This window comes from Acinetobacter bouvetii, from assembly GCF_902753875.1.
Lineage (GTDB): Bacteria > Pseudomonadota > Gammaproteobacteria > Pseudomonadales > Moraxellaceae > Acinetobacter > Acinetobacter bouvetii_A.
This window is the reverse complement of record NZ_CADDTS010000049.1, coordinates 1-13,575: the sequence shown is the minus strand read 5'-3', so window position 1 is coordinate 13,575 and position 13,575 is coordinate 1. Positions and strand designations below refer to the sequence as shown.

The 13,575-nt window shown below is 44.4% G+C and carries 14 protein-coding genes and 1 pseudogene; 9 read left to right on the top strand and 6 right to left on the bottom strand.

Translation table 11 applies throughout. The features are described from left to right. Positions 1–77 precede the first annotated feature (77 nt). Genes FB6_RS15240 through FB6_RS15210 form a run of 7 tightly spaced genes read left to right on the top strand, consistent with a single transcriptional unit; the run spans position 78 to position 7,567 of the window. Positions 78–1,064, top strand: a complete 987-nt coding sequence (locus FB6_RS15240) for an acyl-CoA desaturase (protein ID WP_174560769.1) — start codon at positions 78–80, stop codon at positions 1,062–1,064. Further along, the gene (locus FB6_RS15235) at positions 1,061–2,344 is read left to right on the top strand and encodes an NAD(P)/FAD-dependent oxidoreductase (RefSeq protein WP_174560768.1); all 1,284 of its coding nucleotides are present in this window, start codon (positions 1,061–1,063) and stop codon (positions 2,342–2,344) included. The genes FB6_RS15240 and FB6_RS15235 overlap by 4 nt, the downstream gene beginning before the upstream one ends. A 9-nt stretch (positions 2,345–2,353) precedes the next feature. Next, on the top strand, positions 2,354–3,148 hold the full coding sequence (locus FB6_RS15230) for a DUF1365 domain-containing protein (RefSeq protein WP_174560850.1): 795 nt from the start codon (positions 2,354–2,356) through the stop codon (positions 3,146–3,148). Beyond that, positions 3,145–4,341: an SAM-dependent methyltransferase gene (locus FB6_RS15225; protein WP_120403224.1), complete on the top strand. Its 1,197-nt coding sequence runs from the start codon at positions 3,145–3,147 to the stop codon at positions 4,339–4,341. The genes FB6_RS15230 and FB6_RS15225 overlap by 4 nt, the downstream gene beginning before the upstream one ends. A 25-nt stretch (positions 4,342–4,366) precedes the next feature. Next, positions 4,367–5,146, top strand: coding sequence for a DUF1295 domain-containing protein (locus FB6_RS15220; RefSeq protein WP_174560767.1), 780 nt, complete (start codon positions 4,367–4,369; stop codon positions 5,144–5,146). Between the two features lie 8 nt (positions 5,147–5,154). Further along, a complete protein-coding gene (locus FB6_RS15215) occupies positions 5,155–6,204 on the top strand; it encodes an SAM-dependent methyltransferase (protein WP_174560766.1) in 1,050 nt (349 codons plus the stop codon). A gap of 40 nt (positions 6,205–6,244) precedes the next feature. Beyond that, positions 6,245–7,567: a sensor histidine kinase gene (locus FB6_RS15210; RefSeq protein ID WP_174560765.1), complete on the top strand. Its 1,323-nt coding sequence runs from the start codon at positions 6,245–6,247 to the stop codon at positions 7,565–7,567. On the opposite strand, the gene FB6_RS15205 is transcribed toward FB6_RS15210, so the two are convergent. The 4 genes from FB6_RS15205 to FB6_RS15190 form a co-directional block, all read right to left on the bottom strand. After that, entirely contained in the window at positions 7,564–8,256 is a 693-nt protein-coding gene (locus FB6_RS15205; protein WP_078194299.1) for a response regulator transcription factor, read from the bottom strand. The genes FB6_RS15210 and FB6_RS15205 overlap by 4 nt on opposite strands. A gap of 11 nt (positions 8,257–8,267) precedes the next feature. Then, entirely contained in the window at positions 8,268–8,768 is a 501-nt protein-coding gene (locus tag FB6_RS15200) for a chalcone isomerase family protein (RefSeq protein WP_174560764.1), read from the bottom strand. After that, positions 8,744–9,316: a nuclear transport factor 2 family protein gene (locus tag FB6_RS15195; protein ID WP_174560763.1), complete on the bottom strand. Its 573-nt coding sequence runs from the start codon at positions 9,314–9,316 to the stop codon at positions 8,744–8,746. Before FB6_RS15195 ends, FB6_RS15200 begins: the two co-directional genes overlap by 25 nt. A gap of 118 nt (positions 9,317–9,434) precedes the next feature. Then, the gene (locus tag FB6_RS15190; RefSeq protein WP_120403219.1) at positions 9,435–10,316 is read right to left on the bottom strand and encodes a LysR family transcriptional regulator; all 882 of its coding nucleotides are present in this window, start codon (positions 10,314–10,316) and stop codon (positions 9,435–9,437) included. A gap of 100 nt (positions 10,317–10,416) precedes the next feature. On the opposite strand from FB6_RS15190, the gene trpB reads away from it, so the two are divergent. Together trpB and trpA are read left to right on the top strand one after the other, a co-directional pair. Continuing rightward, positions 10,417–11,628 (top strand): tryptophan synthase subunit beta, encoded by a 1,212-nt coding sequence (trpB, locus tag FB6_RS15185; RefSeq protein WP_120403218.1) that lies wholly within the window; start codon positions 10,417–10,419, stop codon positions 11,626–11,628. Then, positions 11,625–12,410: a tryptophan synthase subunit alpha gene (gene trpA, locus FB6_RS15180; protein ID WP_120403217.1), complete on the top strand. Its 786-nt coding sequence runs from the start codon at positions 11,625–11,627 to the stop codon at positions 12,408–12,410. Before trpB ends, trpA begins: the two co-directional genes overlap by 4 nt. A gap of 134 nt (positions 12,411–12,544) precedes the next feature. Here trpA and ribA read toward each other — a convergent pair whose 3' ends face one another. Further along, on the bottom strand, positions 12,545–13,147 hold the full coding sequence (gene ribA, locus FB6_RS15175; protein ID WP_120403216.1) for a GTP cyclohydrolase II: 603 nt from the start codon (positions 13,145–13,147) through the stop codon (positions 12,545–12,547). Between the two features lie 285 nt (positions 13,148–13,432). Next, positions 13,433–13,575, bottom strand: a pseudogene (locus tag FB6_RS15170) (IS5/IS1182 family transposase); the annotation flags it as partial.

Here is a 13,575-nt window from a genome sequence, read left to right as displayed (position 1 = left end):
TTCACATAAAATTCATATCTGACTGATTACACTCATCAAATAGAATAAAGACAACCGCGTAAAAGTAGGATGAGTCCATGTTGAAAAGCTTGATGCGATGGATAGACAGTTGGTCCATACACACATCGCCTGAAACGCTGACCGCTGAAAACAGCCAGATTCAGTGGCTCCGGATTTTGCCCTTTATTTTGTTGCATCTGGCCTGTTTCGCCGTGTTCTGGGTGGGGGTGTCATGGTTTGCGCTGGGCTTTATGCTGGCGTTCTACCTGATCCGCATGTTTTCCATCACCGCTTTTTTTCATCGTTATCTGTCACATAAAACTTTTCAAACTTCGCGTCCCGTACAGTTCCTGTTTGTGCTGATGGGTACCATGAGTGCGCAGCGTGGCCCGCTCTGGTGGGCGGCGCACCACCGTTATCACCATCGCTATACCGATACCTTGCAAGACCCGCATTCCTCCACGCATGGTTTTTGGTACAGCCACGTTGGCTGGTTTTTAAACGAATATAACTTTGCCACGCGTAAAGAAGTCATTAGAGATTGGCTGAAATATCCGGAACTGATCTGGCTGGACCGTTTCAGTTTAATTGTGGTGCTGCTGACCGCGGGCGGGATTTATGCGCTAGGGGAGTGGCTGGCCACGGCTTTACCTCAACTCGGCACTTCCGGCCTGCAATTGCTGGTCTGGGGATTTGTGGTCTCCACTGTGTTACTGCTCCATGCCACTTTGTGTATTAACTCACTGGCGCATCATTATGGCAGCCGGGATTTTGACACTGAAGATCACAGTCGCAACAACTTATTCTTATCCATCATTACCTTAGGCGAAGGCTGGCACAACAATCACCATTATTATGCCGGCAGTACCCGGCAGGGTTTTTACTGGTGGCAGATTGATGTGACCTATTACCTGCTGAAACTCATGTCTTTGTTCGGGCTGGTCTGGGGACTCAAGCCGATTCCGGCACGGGTCTATGAAGCCAGTAAAATTGCCCAGGCTCGGAAACAGAAAAAAGCCGCTACGGCAGGCACTCACACGATTCAATCGAAGGAATCACCATGAAAATTGCGATTATTGGTTCAGGTATTTCCGGTCTGTATGCCGCCTGGAAACTCAGCAAAGTGCATGAAGTCACGGTCTTTGAAAAGAATAATTACTTTGGAGGCCATACCGATACCCATCAGCTGAATATAGACGGCGAACAGGTCGCAGTAGACAGTGGCTTTATTGTGTTTAACGAGCACAACTATCCACTGTTCTGCGCCATGCTGAAAGAACTCGGGATTCAATCGCAAAGCAGTGACATGGGCTTTTCGGTGAACAATCAGGTCACGGGCTTGCAGTACAATCCATCGAAAAAATTCTCGCTGCTGTTTAGACCGCAAAACTTTTTAAAGGCTGATTTTCGCGCGATGTTGTCGGATCTGTTCCGCTTCTATGCCGCCAATAAAGATCTGGATGTGGAGCAGGTTTATGCACAGCTCAGTATTGATGAATATCTGAATCAGCATGGTTATTCTGAAGCCTTCCGTCAGGAACATCTCTATCCGATGTGTGGAGCGCTGTGGTCCTGCCCGGTGGAGCAAGCCGGACAGATTCCCTATAAATTTGTGGTGAGCTTTTTCCAGCACCATCGCATGTTGCAATTAAAAGACCGGCCGTTATGGCTTACGGTCAAGGGGGGATCAGCTCGCTACGTTCGTGCGATTCAGTCCCAGGCGAATATTACCTTCCGCAAGATGGGTGTTCTGCATGTATCCCGCAGTGCCAATGATGTACTAGTTGAAACAGCACAGGGCACCGAACGTTTTGACTGGGTCGTGTTTGCCAGCCATGCTGATGATAGTCTGAAATTACTGAAAGACCCTTCTGCGCAGGAACTGGATGTACTCGGTAAGTTCCGCTATCAGGATAACCGTATGGTGGTGCATTCCGATACCCGCATCATGCCCAAATCCAGACGCCAGTGGGCCAGCTGGCATGTGCATGTGACGCCGAGTCAGGCTGCTGAACATACCCCATTCCAGCACAGCGGCATTCATTATGGTTTCAGTTACTGGATGAACCAGCTGCAGAACCTGAAATGCAAAACCCAGGTCTTTGCCACCCTGAATCCTAATTTTGCCCTGGATCCGAAAAAAGTCTGGGTAGAGCGGTATTACCGCCATCCGGTGTTTGATGCCCCGGCGATTGAAGCACAACAACGCTGGAGCGAGGTTAATGCCCAGAACCGGACTTCATACTGCGGCGCCTATTGGGGTTGGGGCTTCCACGAAGATGGGGCGCGCAGCGCAGCCTGGGTGGTCGATCAGCTATTGCAGCAGACTGAGCAGGTGGCCTAGGAGCACATGATGCAGATCTATCCACTGGCGATCGCCGCTGCCGAAATTCGGCATCGCCGTTATTTGCCCAAAGCCCATGCTTTTGAGACCCAGCTGACCTATTTATGGTTTGATCCGGATCAACTCTCGACCTTTACCCGAAAATCCTGGCTGTGGTCCTCTAGCCGCTGGAATTTCCTGACCCTGGATGAGCGTGACTTTCTGACCATGGAATGTGGTTCGATTCGGCAGAAGGTCGCACGCCAGCTGATCAAGCGGGAAAACTATCTGTTATCGCATGCCGCTTCCATCCGGGTGCTGGCTTTGCCGCGCACACTCGGCTTTCGCTTTAATTCCGTGGTGTTTTATCTGGTCTTTGGTGCCACCGATCAACTGCTCTTTGTCCTCAGCGAAATCACCAACACACCGTGGAATGAACGTCAGGTCTATATCCACGACTGCCGGAACAATACAGCTGAACATGCTCCGTACCAGAGCCACCAGTTTGATTTTAAAAAGGCTTTCCATGTATCGCCGTTCATGCCGATGGCACTGGATTACCGCTGGCGCTTCAGCTTCTCCGATCAGCAGAACGTGATTCATATGCAGCTGTTTGAGCAGGGCGTGCTGCAATTCGATGCCACGATGCAATTTTCCCTGCAGGCCATCACGGTTCCTTCACAGCAGCATCGCTATGCTGTGCTGAAAGTTCTTGAACCCTTCAGGATGATCAGCGGAATTTATTTGCATGCCTTTCGTTTATGGAAAAAGAAAATTCCGTTTTACCGGCATCCTAAAAAAGAAAAAGGAAACACATTGCAATGAAAACACTATTCATGGGAGAGCAAAGCACACTGCCGGTAGTATTACGGCATTTGCTGAAATTACGGCATGGTCAGCTGATTTTTAAAGGCGTCTGGAACGGGTCGGTCGGGGAAAACAGCGATCTTGAGGCTGTGATTCAGGTGCATGATGCCCGTCTGATGGAACTGTTGTTCCGTAATGGTGTGCTCGGTGCAGCAGAGGGTTTTATCCGCGGTTACTGGAGCAGTGAAGATCTGGTCAATGTGATCCGCATTTTGGCACGTAACCGCGATGTGCTGGATCTGATGAATCAGAATGCAGTGGCCAAAGCCAGCCAGTTACTGTTAAAGGTCTGGTATAAATCGCGCAAGAATTCGATTGATGGCAGCCGCAAAAATATTGCCGAGCATTATGACCTGAGTAATGACTTTTTCAAGCTGTTCCTGGATTACAGCATGATGTATTCCAGTGCGGTGTTTAAAGAGCCGGGCATGAGCCTGGAACAGGCTTCGGATTATAAAAAAGAGCTGATCTGCCAGAAACTGCAACTCAAACCGATGGATCATTTGGTCGAAATTGGCAGCGGCTGGGGCGGTTTTGCCATTTATGCCGCGCAGCAGTATGGCTGCAAAGTCACCACCATCACCATTTCCAGAGCACAGTATGATGAAGCCGTGGCCCGGGTCGCTGCAGCCGGACTGTCACATCGTGTGACTGTGCAGCTGAAAGATTACCGTTTACTGGAAGGCAAATACGACAAGCTGGTGTCGATTGAAATGATCGAAGCCGTAGGTGAGCAGTATTTATCCACCTATTTCCAGAAATGCCGTGAGCTGCTGAAACCGAATGGTCTGGCCCTGATTCAGGCCATCACCATTGAAGATGCACGCTATGCCAAAGCCCTGAATACCGTGGACTATATCAAGCGCTATATTTTCCCAGGCAGTTTTATTCCCTGTATCAGTGTCATGACCCAGACCGCTTCCGAACAAAAACTGCGTCTCAAACATCTGGAAGATATCGGCCAGAGCTATGCCCAGACCTTGCACCACTGGCGTCAGCGTTTCTTGCAGCAGCATGATCAGGTCCTGCAACTCGGCTTTGATGAGCGTTTTATCCGCATGTGGGATTTTTATCTGTGTTATTGCGAAGGTGGCTTCCGCGAAGGCGTGATCAGTGATGTACATCTGCTGTTCGAAGCCAGTGCCTACTAAGCCAAGATAAAACAGGAGGGACGAAATGCTGCTGAATTTACTGATGCTGAATGTCTTTATCATGCTCTGTAGCTGGCTGCTGGTGACCTATAACCGCAGAGCAGGGCTGGTCGATGTCGCTTGGAGTTTCAGTATTGCCCTCAATGTGATTATTGCCGCTTGGGCGATTGACAGTGCACCGATCTTGGTTCGCTTATTTCTGGGACTGGCGAGTGGGATCTGGTTTTCACGGCTGACTTGGCATCTGTTACGGCGCTATGCCAGTGAAACCCAAGAAGACACGCGTTATGCCAACATGCGCCGAGCGATGGGGGATTATCAGCATCTTGGTTTTCTGATGTTTTTTATATTTCAGGCAGGTTTGGCTCTACTGTTTTCTTACCCAATGCTGAAGCTGGTAAGTATCTCGACCGAGCAATGGAATGACTGGACTTTGGTCACTGTGATTGTGGCGGGCATGATCATGCTATCCGCTTTGATAGGCGAAAGCACTGCCGACCAACAACTTTACCGTTTTAAGCTAGATCCACAGAATCAAGGTAAAACCATGGATCAGGGACTCTGGAAATATTCGCGCCATCCGAATTATTTTTTTGAATGGCTGCACTGGTTTGCCTATCCGGTCCTTGGTCTGGCAGCAGGTGCCTATGGATTATGGATTTATCCGCTGCTGATGTGGCTGTTTCTGTACTACATCACCGGGATTCCCTTTAGTGAACAACAAGCGCTGGCACATCGCGGCGACAACTATAAAGACTATCAACGACGAACTTCAATGTTTATTCCGTGGCCACCCAAACAGTAGGTAAATACATGGACTTTATGATTCAACAATCTTTAAAACTGGTCGAAAGCGGCAAGCTGCCCGATTCAGTCATTCGCGCCGGCATTCGCAGCCTAAGCAAAAAACGTCTGGCACAGGAAGGACGCTTTGACCCGGCACTGGCAGCTCGGCGCTATATGGATGTGCTGCATATGCTGAAAAACAGCGAGATTGCCATCGAGACCGAAAAGGCCAATGAACAGCACTATGAACTGCCCACCGCATTTTTCCAGGCGGTGCTGGGCAAGCGTCTGAAATACAGCGCTAGCCTGTTTGAACATACTCATACCACCCTGGATCAGGCGGAAGAAGCCGCACTGGCCAGCTATTGCCAGCGTGCACAGTTAAAAGATGGACAGGATATTCTGGAAATTGGCTGTGGCTGGGGATCGTTGAGTCTGTATATGGCCGAGCATTATCCCAAGGCCCGCATTACGGTGGTGTCGAATTCCTCGACCCAGCGCCAGTATATTCAGGAACAGGCGCGTCTGAAAAAACTGCAGAACCTGACGGTGATCACCTGCGACGTCAATGTACTGCAACTGGAACCCGCGTCCTTTGACCGCGTAGTTTCGGTGGAAATGTTTGAACACGTACGTAATTACCAGAAACTGTTTGAAAATATCAGCAGCTGGCTGAAAGCGGATGGTCTGCTCTGGTGCCATATTTTCTGTCACCGTTTCCTGCATTATCCGTTTGAAGTGAAAAATGAATTCGACTGGATGTCGAAATATTTCTTTAGTGGCGGACTGATGCCGGCAGCTTCGACCTTTCTACATTTCCAGCAGCATTTGCAATTAGAGCAGCACTGGCAATGGGCCGGCACGCAGTATGAACGCACCGCAAATGCCTGGCTCGAGAACATGGACCGGAAACAGGACGAGCTGCGCCCCTTATTTGAACAGACCTATGGTGTAGATGCCGCCATCTGGTGGCAGCGCTGGCGGATTTTCTTTATGGCCTGTGCCGAGCTGTTCGGTTATGACCATGGACGTGAGTGGGTGATCGGCCACTTTCTGTTTAAGAAAAAAGCCATATAATTGAACGATGAATCGGATGGGCCAGCGGGGAATATAGCTAATGTTAAGGCTGTTTAGGAACAAGCGCGATCATCCTCTGGGTGAAGTGTTTAATCGCTACTACTGGCTGCAAATCGGATTCATTGCCCTATCTGTGGTGATCGGGATTGCCTGTAGTGCCTGGGTAATCAAGGGTTCCTTGCTCAGAACTGCACTGGAACAGGAAATGTCACACTACTGGCAGCGGCTGGAACGTAATCCGGCTGCTGAACTGCCCGACACCAAAAACCTGTATGGTTACCGCTGGAACGATGTCCCGCCGCTCCAGTTTCGACACATGCAGCTTGAGCAAGGGGTGAACCGGCATTTTGTCGATGGCAAGGAGCGCATGACCGTGTATGGTGAAAAAGACGGACAGCATGTGCTGCTGGTGTTTGGCGAAAGCAACGTCAACAAGCTGGTCTGGCTGTTTGGTCTGGCACCGCTGATGGTCAGCCTGTTCGTACTGTATAGCGTATTGTGGTGGTGGAACCGTCGGGCCCGACGTTATTTTTCCCCGATTACCCGTCTTGCTAATGCGCTGGAGCATATTGACTGGGAACATCAGAAAAATCAGGCTTCGCCTTTTCAGGACATCCGCACCGACTCCAATCTGGAAGCTGAATACCTCAAGCAGGCGCTGGAAAAATATCATCAGGTATTAAGCGAATTTATTCAGCGTGAGCGTGAATTTACCGGAGATGTCAGCCATGAGCTGCGCACGCCACTGACCATTTTAAAAGGCAATGTGCAGCTGTGTCAGGCACGCTATGGCGACAACAAGTCCTTTACCCGCCTGCATAACACCATTGAAGACATGCAGCTGCTGGTCGATACCTTGCTGGCTATTGCCCGCAATACCACCAATACTTTAACTGCTGAACCGACCATGCTTTCAGAATGTCTGGACAATCTGGTGCAGGATCTAGAGAGTGTCAGTCATAACAAAGGCATGCAGATTGACCTGCAAAAAGACCTCGATGAACAGCCGCGTAAACTTTATCCATCCATGACTAAAATGGTGTTTGGTAATATTCTGCGCAATGCACTGAACTATTCACAGGGCACAGAAATTGATGTGATTCTGGAAAAAAATAAAGTGCTGATTGCTGACAATGGGGTCGGCATGCCTTTACCTAACAATTCTAAGGTTCAGGAACTGTCTGGCCAGCAGCTACAACTGGAAATCAAAGGGCATGGCATTGGATTGCAATTGGTGCAAAAGCTATGCAAACAGCTAGGTTGGCGTGTGGAGCTGTTTGACAGGCAATATTATCTTGACACTCATCAGAATGTTGATCTAGCAATGACCACTGGACTGATTGTCGTTGTGTACCTAAATTAGGCTTCATCTTCGAAAGCAATCTTTAAACCAATCCCGGATATGGTGTGAATCAGCTTTTGTTCAAAGGGTTTATCGACCATTTTGCGTAAATTATAGATATGACTGCGCAGAGCATCACTTTCTGGCTCTTCGTCACCCCAAAGCTCCATCATAATTTCCTGTTTGGTCAGTACTTTAGGAGAGTGACGCATCAGTAGCTTCAAAAGTTTAAACTGAATTGGAGGCAATTCAATGTTCTGGCCAGCTCGAGTTAGCTGCTGTGTTGCGGGGTCCAAAATTAGGTCATGAATTTGCAGACGACTGTTGGATACTTCACCCAGGGAGCGTTTGATCAGGGCCTTGACCCGAACCACCAGCTCGTTAAAGTCAAAGGGCTTGACCAGATAATCATCCGTGCCGGAATTGAAGCCTTTGAGTTTATCATCCAAGGTATCCCGAGCGGTAAGCATCAAGACAGGTAAGTCCAACCCCTCTTCATTGCGTAACCACTCGCACAATTCATAACCAGAACCATCAGGCAAATTAATGTCTAGTAGCAAGATATGGTAGCGTTGCTGTTTCAGTAATTGTCTAGCAGCACTCAGATTGCGGGCATGATCGACCACAAAGCCATGTTCTTCCAGAAACTCGCATAGGGTAGAGGCCAGTTCATAATGGTCTTCAACCATCAGGATAAAATGTTTCGACATAGCGGCAGATACTAATTTAATAATTGCTGTTTTAATTTAGCACTAAATGGCTGGGGACCCAGCCATATATTAAAATATTGTTGTGCCAGAGGATGTTTAAGCTGCCCTAAACCTTGCTGGTTCAAGGATAAGCTCAGGGTCTGTGTAGCATGGTTGTATTTTAAACGGTATAGGTCGCCTGATCTGACCGGACGATACAAATCGGTGATTGGTTTGAATAGAGCATGTATTTTTGCGTCTTTAACATTACGTTTCAGTAAATGTGTGGCCGCACGCTTAAATGCCCATTCCGGAATATTCTGTGTATAGGAAAAGTCCATCTGTATATTTTGTTTTTCCCAGAATTGGCTACAGTTTTGGGCAAAATAACTGGCCATACCGACCTGTTTTTGACCCACCATCAGCGGACCATTGCCGCATTGATTCAGGCTTTGTGCCTGTGCCCATGGACTGAAGCTACATCCCATCACTAACGCCGTGCTGATCGCTATTTTTTGAAAGGCAGTAGCCATGAGTAGACCCCTCCAACATAAGGCAGGGAACGGTACAGGCCGTTCGCAGGGTCCCAGAAATCCTGCTGGAAAATAATCTTGTTGTTTTCGTTGATCTTGATTTCACTGATACCGTAAGAGTCCATACTGCGGGTCGTGCCGAATATTTTAAAATCATAGGCCATATGCCAGTGCACATAGGCAGAGTCCTGATGATAAGAAGCGTTTAACAGCTTGACGCTGACCTTGCTGACCCGTTTGTTCATGCCTTGAAAGTGCTCCAGCAGATTTTGACGCGATGAAAATTGCGACAGAGTGTCGTTAATAAAAAGCTGATCTGCATACAGTGCTCCAGCATTTTCAACGAATTTAGGTGTGCCCAAGGTATTAAAGGCTGAGGTAAAGCGGAGGCCGATATCCTGAGCTTTAGCCTGATCCAGCGCTATCCCCTGAATACCATTTCTGGATTGGGCGTAATCGTCTGAATAACTGGGAATACTTTTACATCCGGCTAACAACAGAAGCGGCAAGGATAAGGCTGTAGCAATTAGTGTTTTTACAAGTCTCATCATCAGTGTCCGTATGAAGTGTATGTTTATACCTTAGGCAGCACAGCGTGAATAGAATGTGAAATAGACGTTATAGATGAGCAATTGAATAGAATTTTTCAAATCAAAGATTAAATGTTTAACTTTTTTCTTCGGCCATTAACCAATTAATGATATTCATAACATCACGATTTTCATTATTTTTTCTGACCATTGCATAAAAATTATAGTCACAATAGATAAAATCAAAAGGGGCAATGATCTTTCCATTTAACATTTCTTTTTCTACTAGAATTTGAGGTGCTATGGCAATTCCTAACCCAGACACGGCAGCTTCTATCATTAAATTCAGACTATCAAAATAACGGTCATTGGATTTTGGGCAAAAGCTTATTTGAAACTGATCAAACCATGTATGCCATGCACTTTTATTTGAGTGGGTATGAAGTAATGGATAGTTTAAAAGATCATTTACGGAATGAAGAAGATTTATTTCACGATTACAAATAGGACCCATGTTATCGGGAAATAACAGATATTTATTCAAAAAGTTAGGAAGTAGATGATTCTCACTGATGCTATTGATCAATATGTCAACTTTCTCTTTTTCTAATAATTTTAACTCATTACATGTCATTAATTTGATATGGATATTGGGATAAATGACTTCGAGCTTTTCTAATCGGGGAATCAGCCAATTTGCCATAAAACTATGAGAAGCGCCTATTACCACCTCTACCTCTGATGTTTTATTTGTTAACTCAAAGACACATTGTTCTAAACGATTAAAAAATTGCGTACAAACGAGCGATAATTCTTCGGCGTCCGCCGTCAGAGAGATGGTCGAGGAATGTCGAATAAACAATTTTTTATCTAACCATTCTTCTAACTGCTTTATTTGATGACTAATCGCACTATGGGTGACACACAATTCTTCCGCAGCTAAGCTAAAACTTTTATTTCTAGCAACTGCTTCAAATGATTTTAAAGCATTAAGGGGAGGGAGTGTTCTGCGTTTCATGTTGTAAAATTTTCTAACATCATCAGCTCAAAATATATCAATTATCAGAAAAATGAAAATATTTTAAGATGAAAAAAATGGATACAGTAAGAGATATGAGATGACAACCCCTTATACAGGTAATGGTCCTGATGACTTGGGATTTTTTGGTAAATTTGGTGGATGTTACATGCCAGAGAGCTTAATGCCAGCACTTCAAGAATTAGAGCAAGCCTTTAATACTGTTCGGCACAAACCTGAATTTTGGGCTGAATATCAGCAGATTTTAACGGACTTTGTTGGTCGTCCTAGTCCTCTTTTTTTTGCAAAAAACCTAACAGCTTATGCAAGCGGCGCTCGAATATATTTCAAGCGAGAAGATTTGAACCATACGGGTGCGCATAAGATTAATAATTGTGTAGGGCAAATCTTATTAGCCAAATTTATGGGTAAAACCAGAATCATTGCAGAAACGGGTGCTGGGCAACATGGTGTTGCAACAGCAACGGTTTGCGCGCTGTTTAAGATGAAATGTACCATTTTTATGGGAGAAACAGATATTCAGCGGCAACAAATGAATGTTGAACGTATGAAATTACTCGGTGCTGAAGTCAGAAGTGTTCAAAAAGGTCGTGGGACTTTAAAAGATGCGATGAACGAAGCATTACGTGACTGGATTAGTCATGTTAATACAACCTATTACCTGTTGGGTACTGGCGCAGGCCCTCACCCATATCCGACGATGGTCAGAGAATTTCAAAAAATTATTGGTTTAGAAGCCAGAAACCAAATACTGCTCAAAGAAAATAAATTACCGGATGCTTTGGTTGCTTGTGTTGGTGGTGGATCAAATGCATTGGGGTTGATGCATCCCTTTCTAGAAGACCTGAATGTCAAAATGTTTGGCGTTGAGGCAGGTGGAAAAGGAACAAATAGTGGTGAACATGCCGCCTCTATTTGCAAAGGTCAAGTTGGTGTGCTGCATGGCAATTTAACCTATTTATTACAAGATTTAGACGGGCAGATTTTAGAAGGGCATTCTATATCGGCTGGCTTAGATTATCCTGGTGTCGGCCCTGAGCATGGTATTCTGTTTGAAACAGGACGTGTGAGATATACGGCTATAACCGATCAAGAAGCTGTAAATGCATTTCAGCTTTTAAGCCAACAGGAGGGTATTATTCCTGCGCTTGAGAGTTCCCATGCAATTGCGTATGCGATTCAACTTGCTCAAGAAATGCAGCCAGAACAGATCATTATTGTCAATTTAAGCGGCAGAGGTGACAAAGACTTAAACACGGTCAAAAAATATCTTGCAGGAGCTACAGCATGAACCGTCTAGATCAAAAATTAGAGCAATTGAAACTGGAAAATCGAAGTGGTCTGGTCTGTTATTTTACTGCTGGAGATCCTAATTTCGCAGAAAGTTGTCGTCTGTTGAGCCAATTAGGTCAAGCTGGGGCTGACATTATTGAAGTTGGCATTCCATTTTCTGATCCAGTGGCAGATGGGGAAATCATTCAAGCAGCGCATCTTAGGGCTTTAGGTTCAGGTCAAACGGTGAAACAGACCATTGAGTTGGTAAAAGTAATCAGGCTGCATGATGACCAGACACCAATAATTTTCATGACTTATTTAAATCCGATTATACAATATGGTTTTGAGAAACTTATCGCCGAAACAGAAAACCTTATAGATGGAATATTGATTTTAGATGTTCCATATGGATATCGAGAAAAATTTGAGGTGCAGTTAAATGAAAAAAATATGCATTTAATTGCAATGACCGCGCCGACGACACCAGTTGAAAGGTTGGAGCAAATTTCAGCACGCGCGACAGGGTTTTTATATCATGTTGCAGAAAATGGCTTAACAGGAGGAGACTTCAATCTATCTAATCTTGAGAAAAAGATTGCTGAAATCAAACCTATTTTTAATATTCCTGTTGCAATTGGCTTTGGGATCAAAAATGAAAACCACGTTAAAGCCTTAGCCAATAAAGTAGATCTTATTGTTATCGGTTCAGCGCTCGTCGACACTTTTTTTAATAAAGGAATGAACGCAACTTTAGAAAAAGTCACAGTTTTTTCACAAATCCTGAGAGAAAATAAATAATAAGCCAGCTCCTTTGATAGGTATTTGCGTATTCTTTAAAACCATAATTAAATATAAAACAGTATTTATCTTAGTCTTCTCCCGAGAGGGAGATGGAACTTTATACGTGGATTTTTTTCTAAAAGTGATCGCTTTTAAAAATCACTATTATCATATAGATGTGACATGCGTTTTTGCTTTGTTTCTAGATAAGCTTTGTTAAAGATATTTAAACCAACTTTTAAAGGAATACGTTCAACAACATTAATTCCTAAATCAGTTAAAGATTTAATTTTAAGGGGATTATTTGTAATGAGTTTTACATTCTTTATTTTTAAATAATCTAACATAATGGTACACATATCATATTTACGAGCATCTGCTGGTAAATTTAATAATAAATTGGCTTCAAGAGTATCATGTCCTTGATCTTGAAGTGCGTAAGCTCGAATTTTATTGGTTAGTCCTATGCCGCGACCTTCTTGGCGTAAGTATAAGATCACACCTTGACCTGCATCATTGATCATTTTCATAGTTGAATGTAATTGTGGACCACAGTCACATTTCAGTGAAGCAAAAGCATCACCTGTTAAGCATTCTGAATGAATTCTAACAAGTACTGGTTGATTAGAAATAGTATTCATGCCTTTGGCAAGAGCAATATGTTCTTCACCAGTACTTTGGTCTTGAAATGCTATAATTTCAAAATTGCCAAATGCAGTAGGTAGTTTTGATTTTGAAACAAATTCTATAGCCATTGAAGAATACACCTATATAAATTTATATTTGATACGATTTACTTAATCTATCTTAAAAGCATCGGCTAAATTTTTTACAATTATAAATTTCAGCGTTTTACTCTCAATTAAAGAGTATGTATCTGATAGTGAATTTTATGTGAAATGTTATTTAGAATATTTTTATTAGCGTTCTGCTTTGTTGCAAAAACACTCAAAAGCTGAGGCTTGTCTAAACCATCAATATTTAAGATAAGTTGGTTTTTTTTGTATAGTTAATTAAATTTATTAGATTTCTTTCATAAGTCATTTTTCACTCAGCTCCAAGTTATAAATTCCAGCAATTAGATTGAATCTTAATGCTAGTCTTTTGCCTCGATTGCGATATCGCTCAGCAAGAATTTTGAAGGTTTTCAAACTGCCAAATACATGCTCAATTCCAATTCTTC

Coding starts and splice junctions, on each gene's coding strand:
- FB6_RS15240 (WP_174560769.1), top strand. CDS start 78: ATGTTGAAAAGCTTGATGCGATGGATAGACAGTTGGTCCATACACACA.
- FB6_RS15235 (WP_174560768.1), top strand. CDS start 1,061: ATGAAAATTGCGATTATTGGTTCAGGTATTTCCGGTCTGTATGCCGCC.
- FB6_RS15230 (WP_174560850.1), top strand. CDS start 2,354: ATGCAGATCTATCCACTGGCGATCGCCGCTGCCGAAATTCGGCATCGC.
- FB6_RS15225 (WP_120403224.1), top strand. CDS start 3,145: ATGAAAACACTATTCATGGGAGAGCAAAGCACACTGCCGGTAGTATTA.
- FB6_RS15220 (WP_174560767.1), top strand. CDS start 4,367: ATGCTGCTGAATTTACTGATGCTGAATGTCTTTATCATGCTCTGTAGC.
- FB6_RS15215 (WP_174560766.1), top strand. CDS start 5,155: ATGGACTTTATGATTCAACAATCTTTAAAACTGGTCGAAAGCGGCAAG.
- FB6_RS15210 (WP_174560765.1), top strand. CDS start 6,245: ATGTTAAGGCTGTTTAGGAACAAGCGCGATCATCCTCTGGGTGAAGTG.
- FB6_RS15205 (WP_078194299.1), bottom strand. CDS start 8,256: ATGTCGAAACATTTTATCCTGATGGTTGAAGACCATTATGAACTGGCC.
- FB6_RS15200 (WP_174560764.1), bottom strand. CDS start 8,768: ATGGCTACTGCCTTTCAAAAAATAGCGATCAGCACGGCGTTAGTGATG.
- FB6_RS15195 (WP_174560763.1), bottom strand. CDS start 9,316: ATGAGACTTGTAAAAACACTAATTGCTACAGCCTTATCCTTGCCGCTT.
- FB6_RS15190 (WP_120403219.1), bottom strand. CDS start 10,316: ATGAAACGCAGAACACTCCCTCCCCTTAATGCTTTAAAATCATTTGAA.
- trpB (WP_120403218.1), top strand. CDS start 10,417: ATGACAACCCCTTATACAGGTAATGGTCCTGATGACTTGGGATTTTTT.
- trpA (WP_120403217.1), top strand. CDS start 11,625: ATGAACCGTCTAGATCAAAAATTAGAGCAATTGAAACTGGAAAATCGA.
- ribA (WP_120403216.1), bottom strand. CDS start 13,147: ATGGCTATAGAATTTGTTTCAAAATCAAAACTACCTACTGCATTTGGC.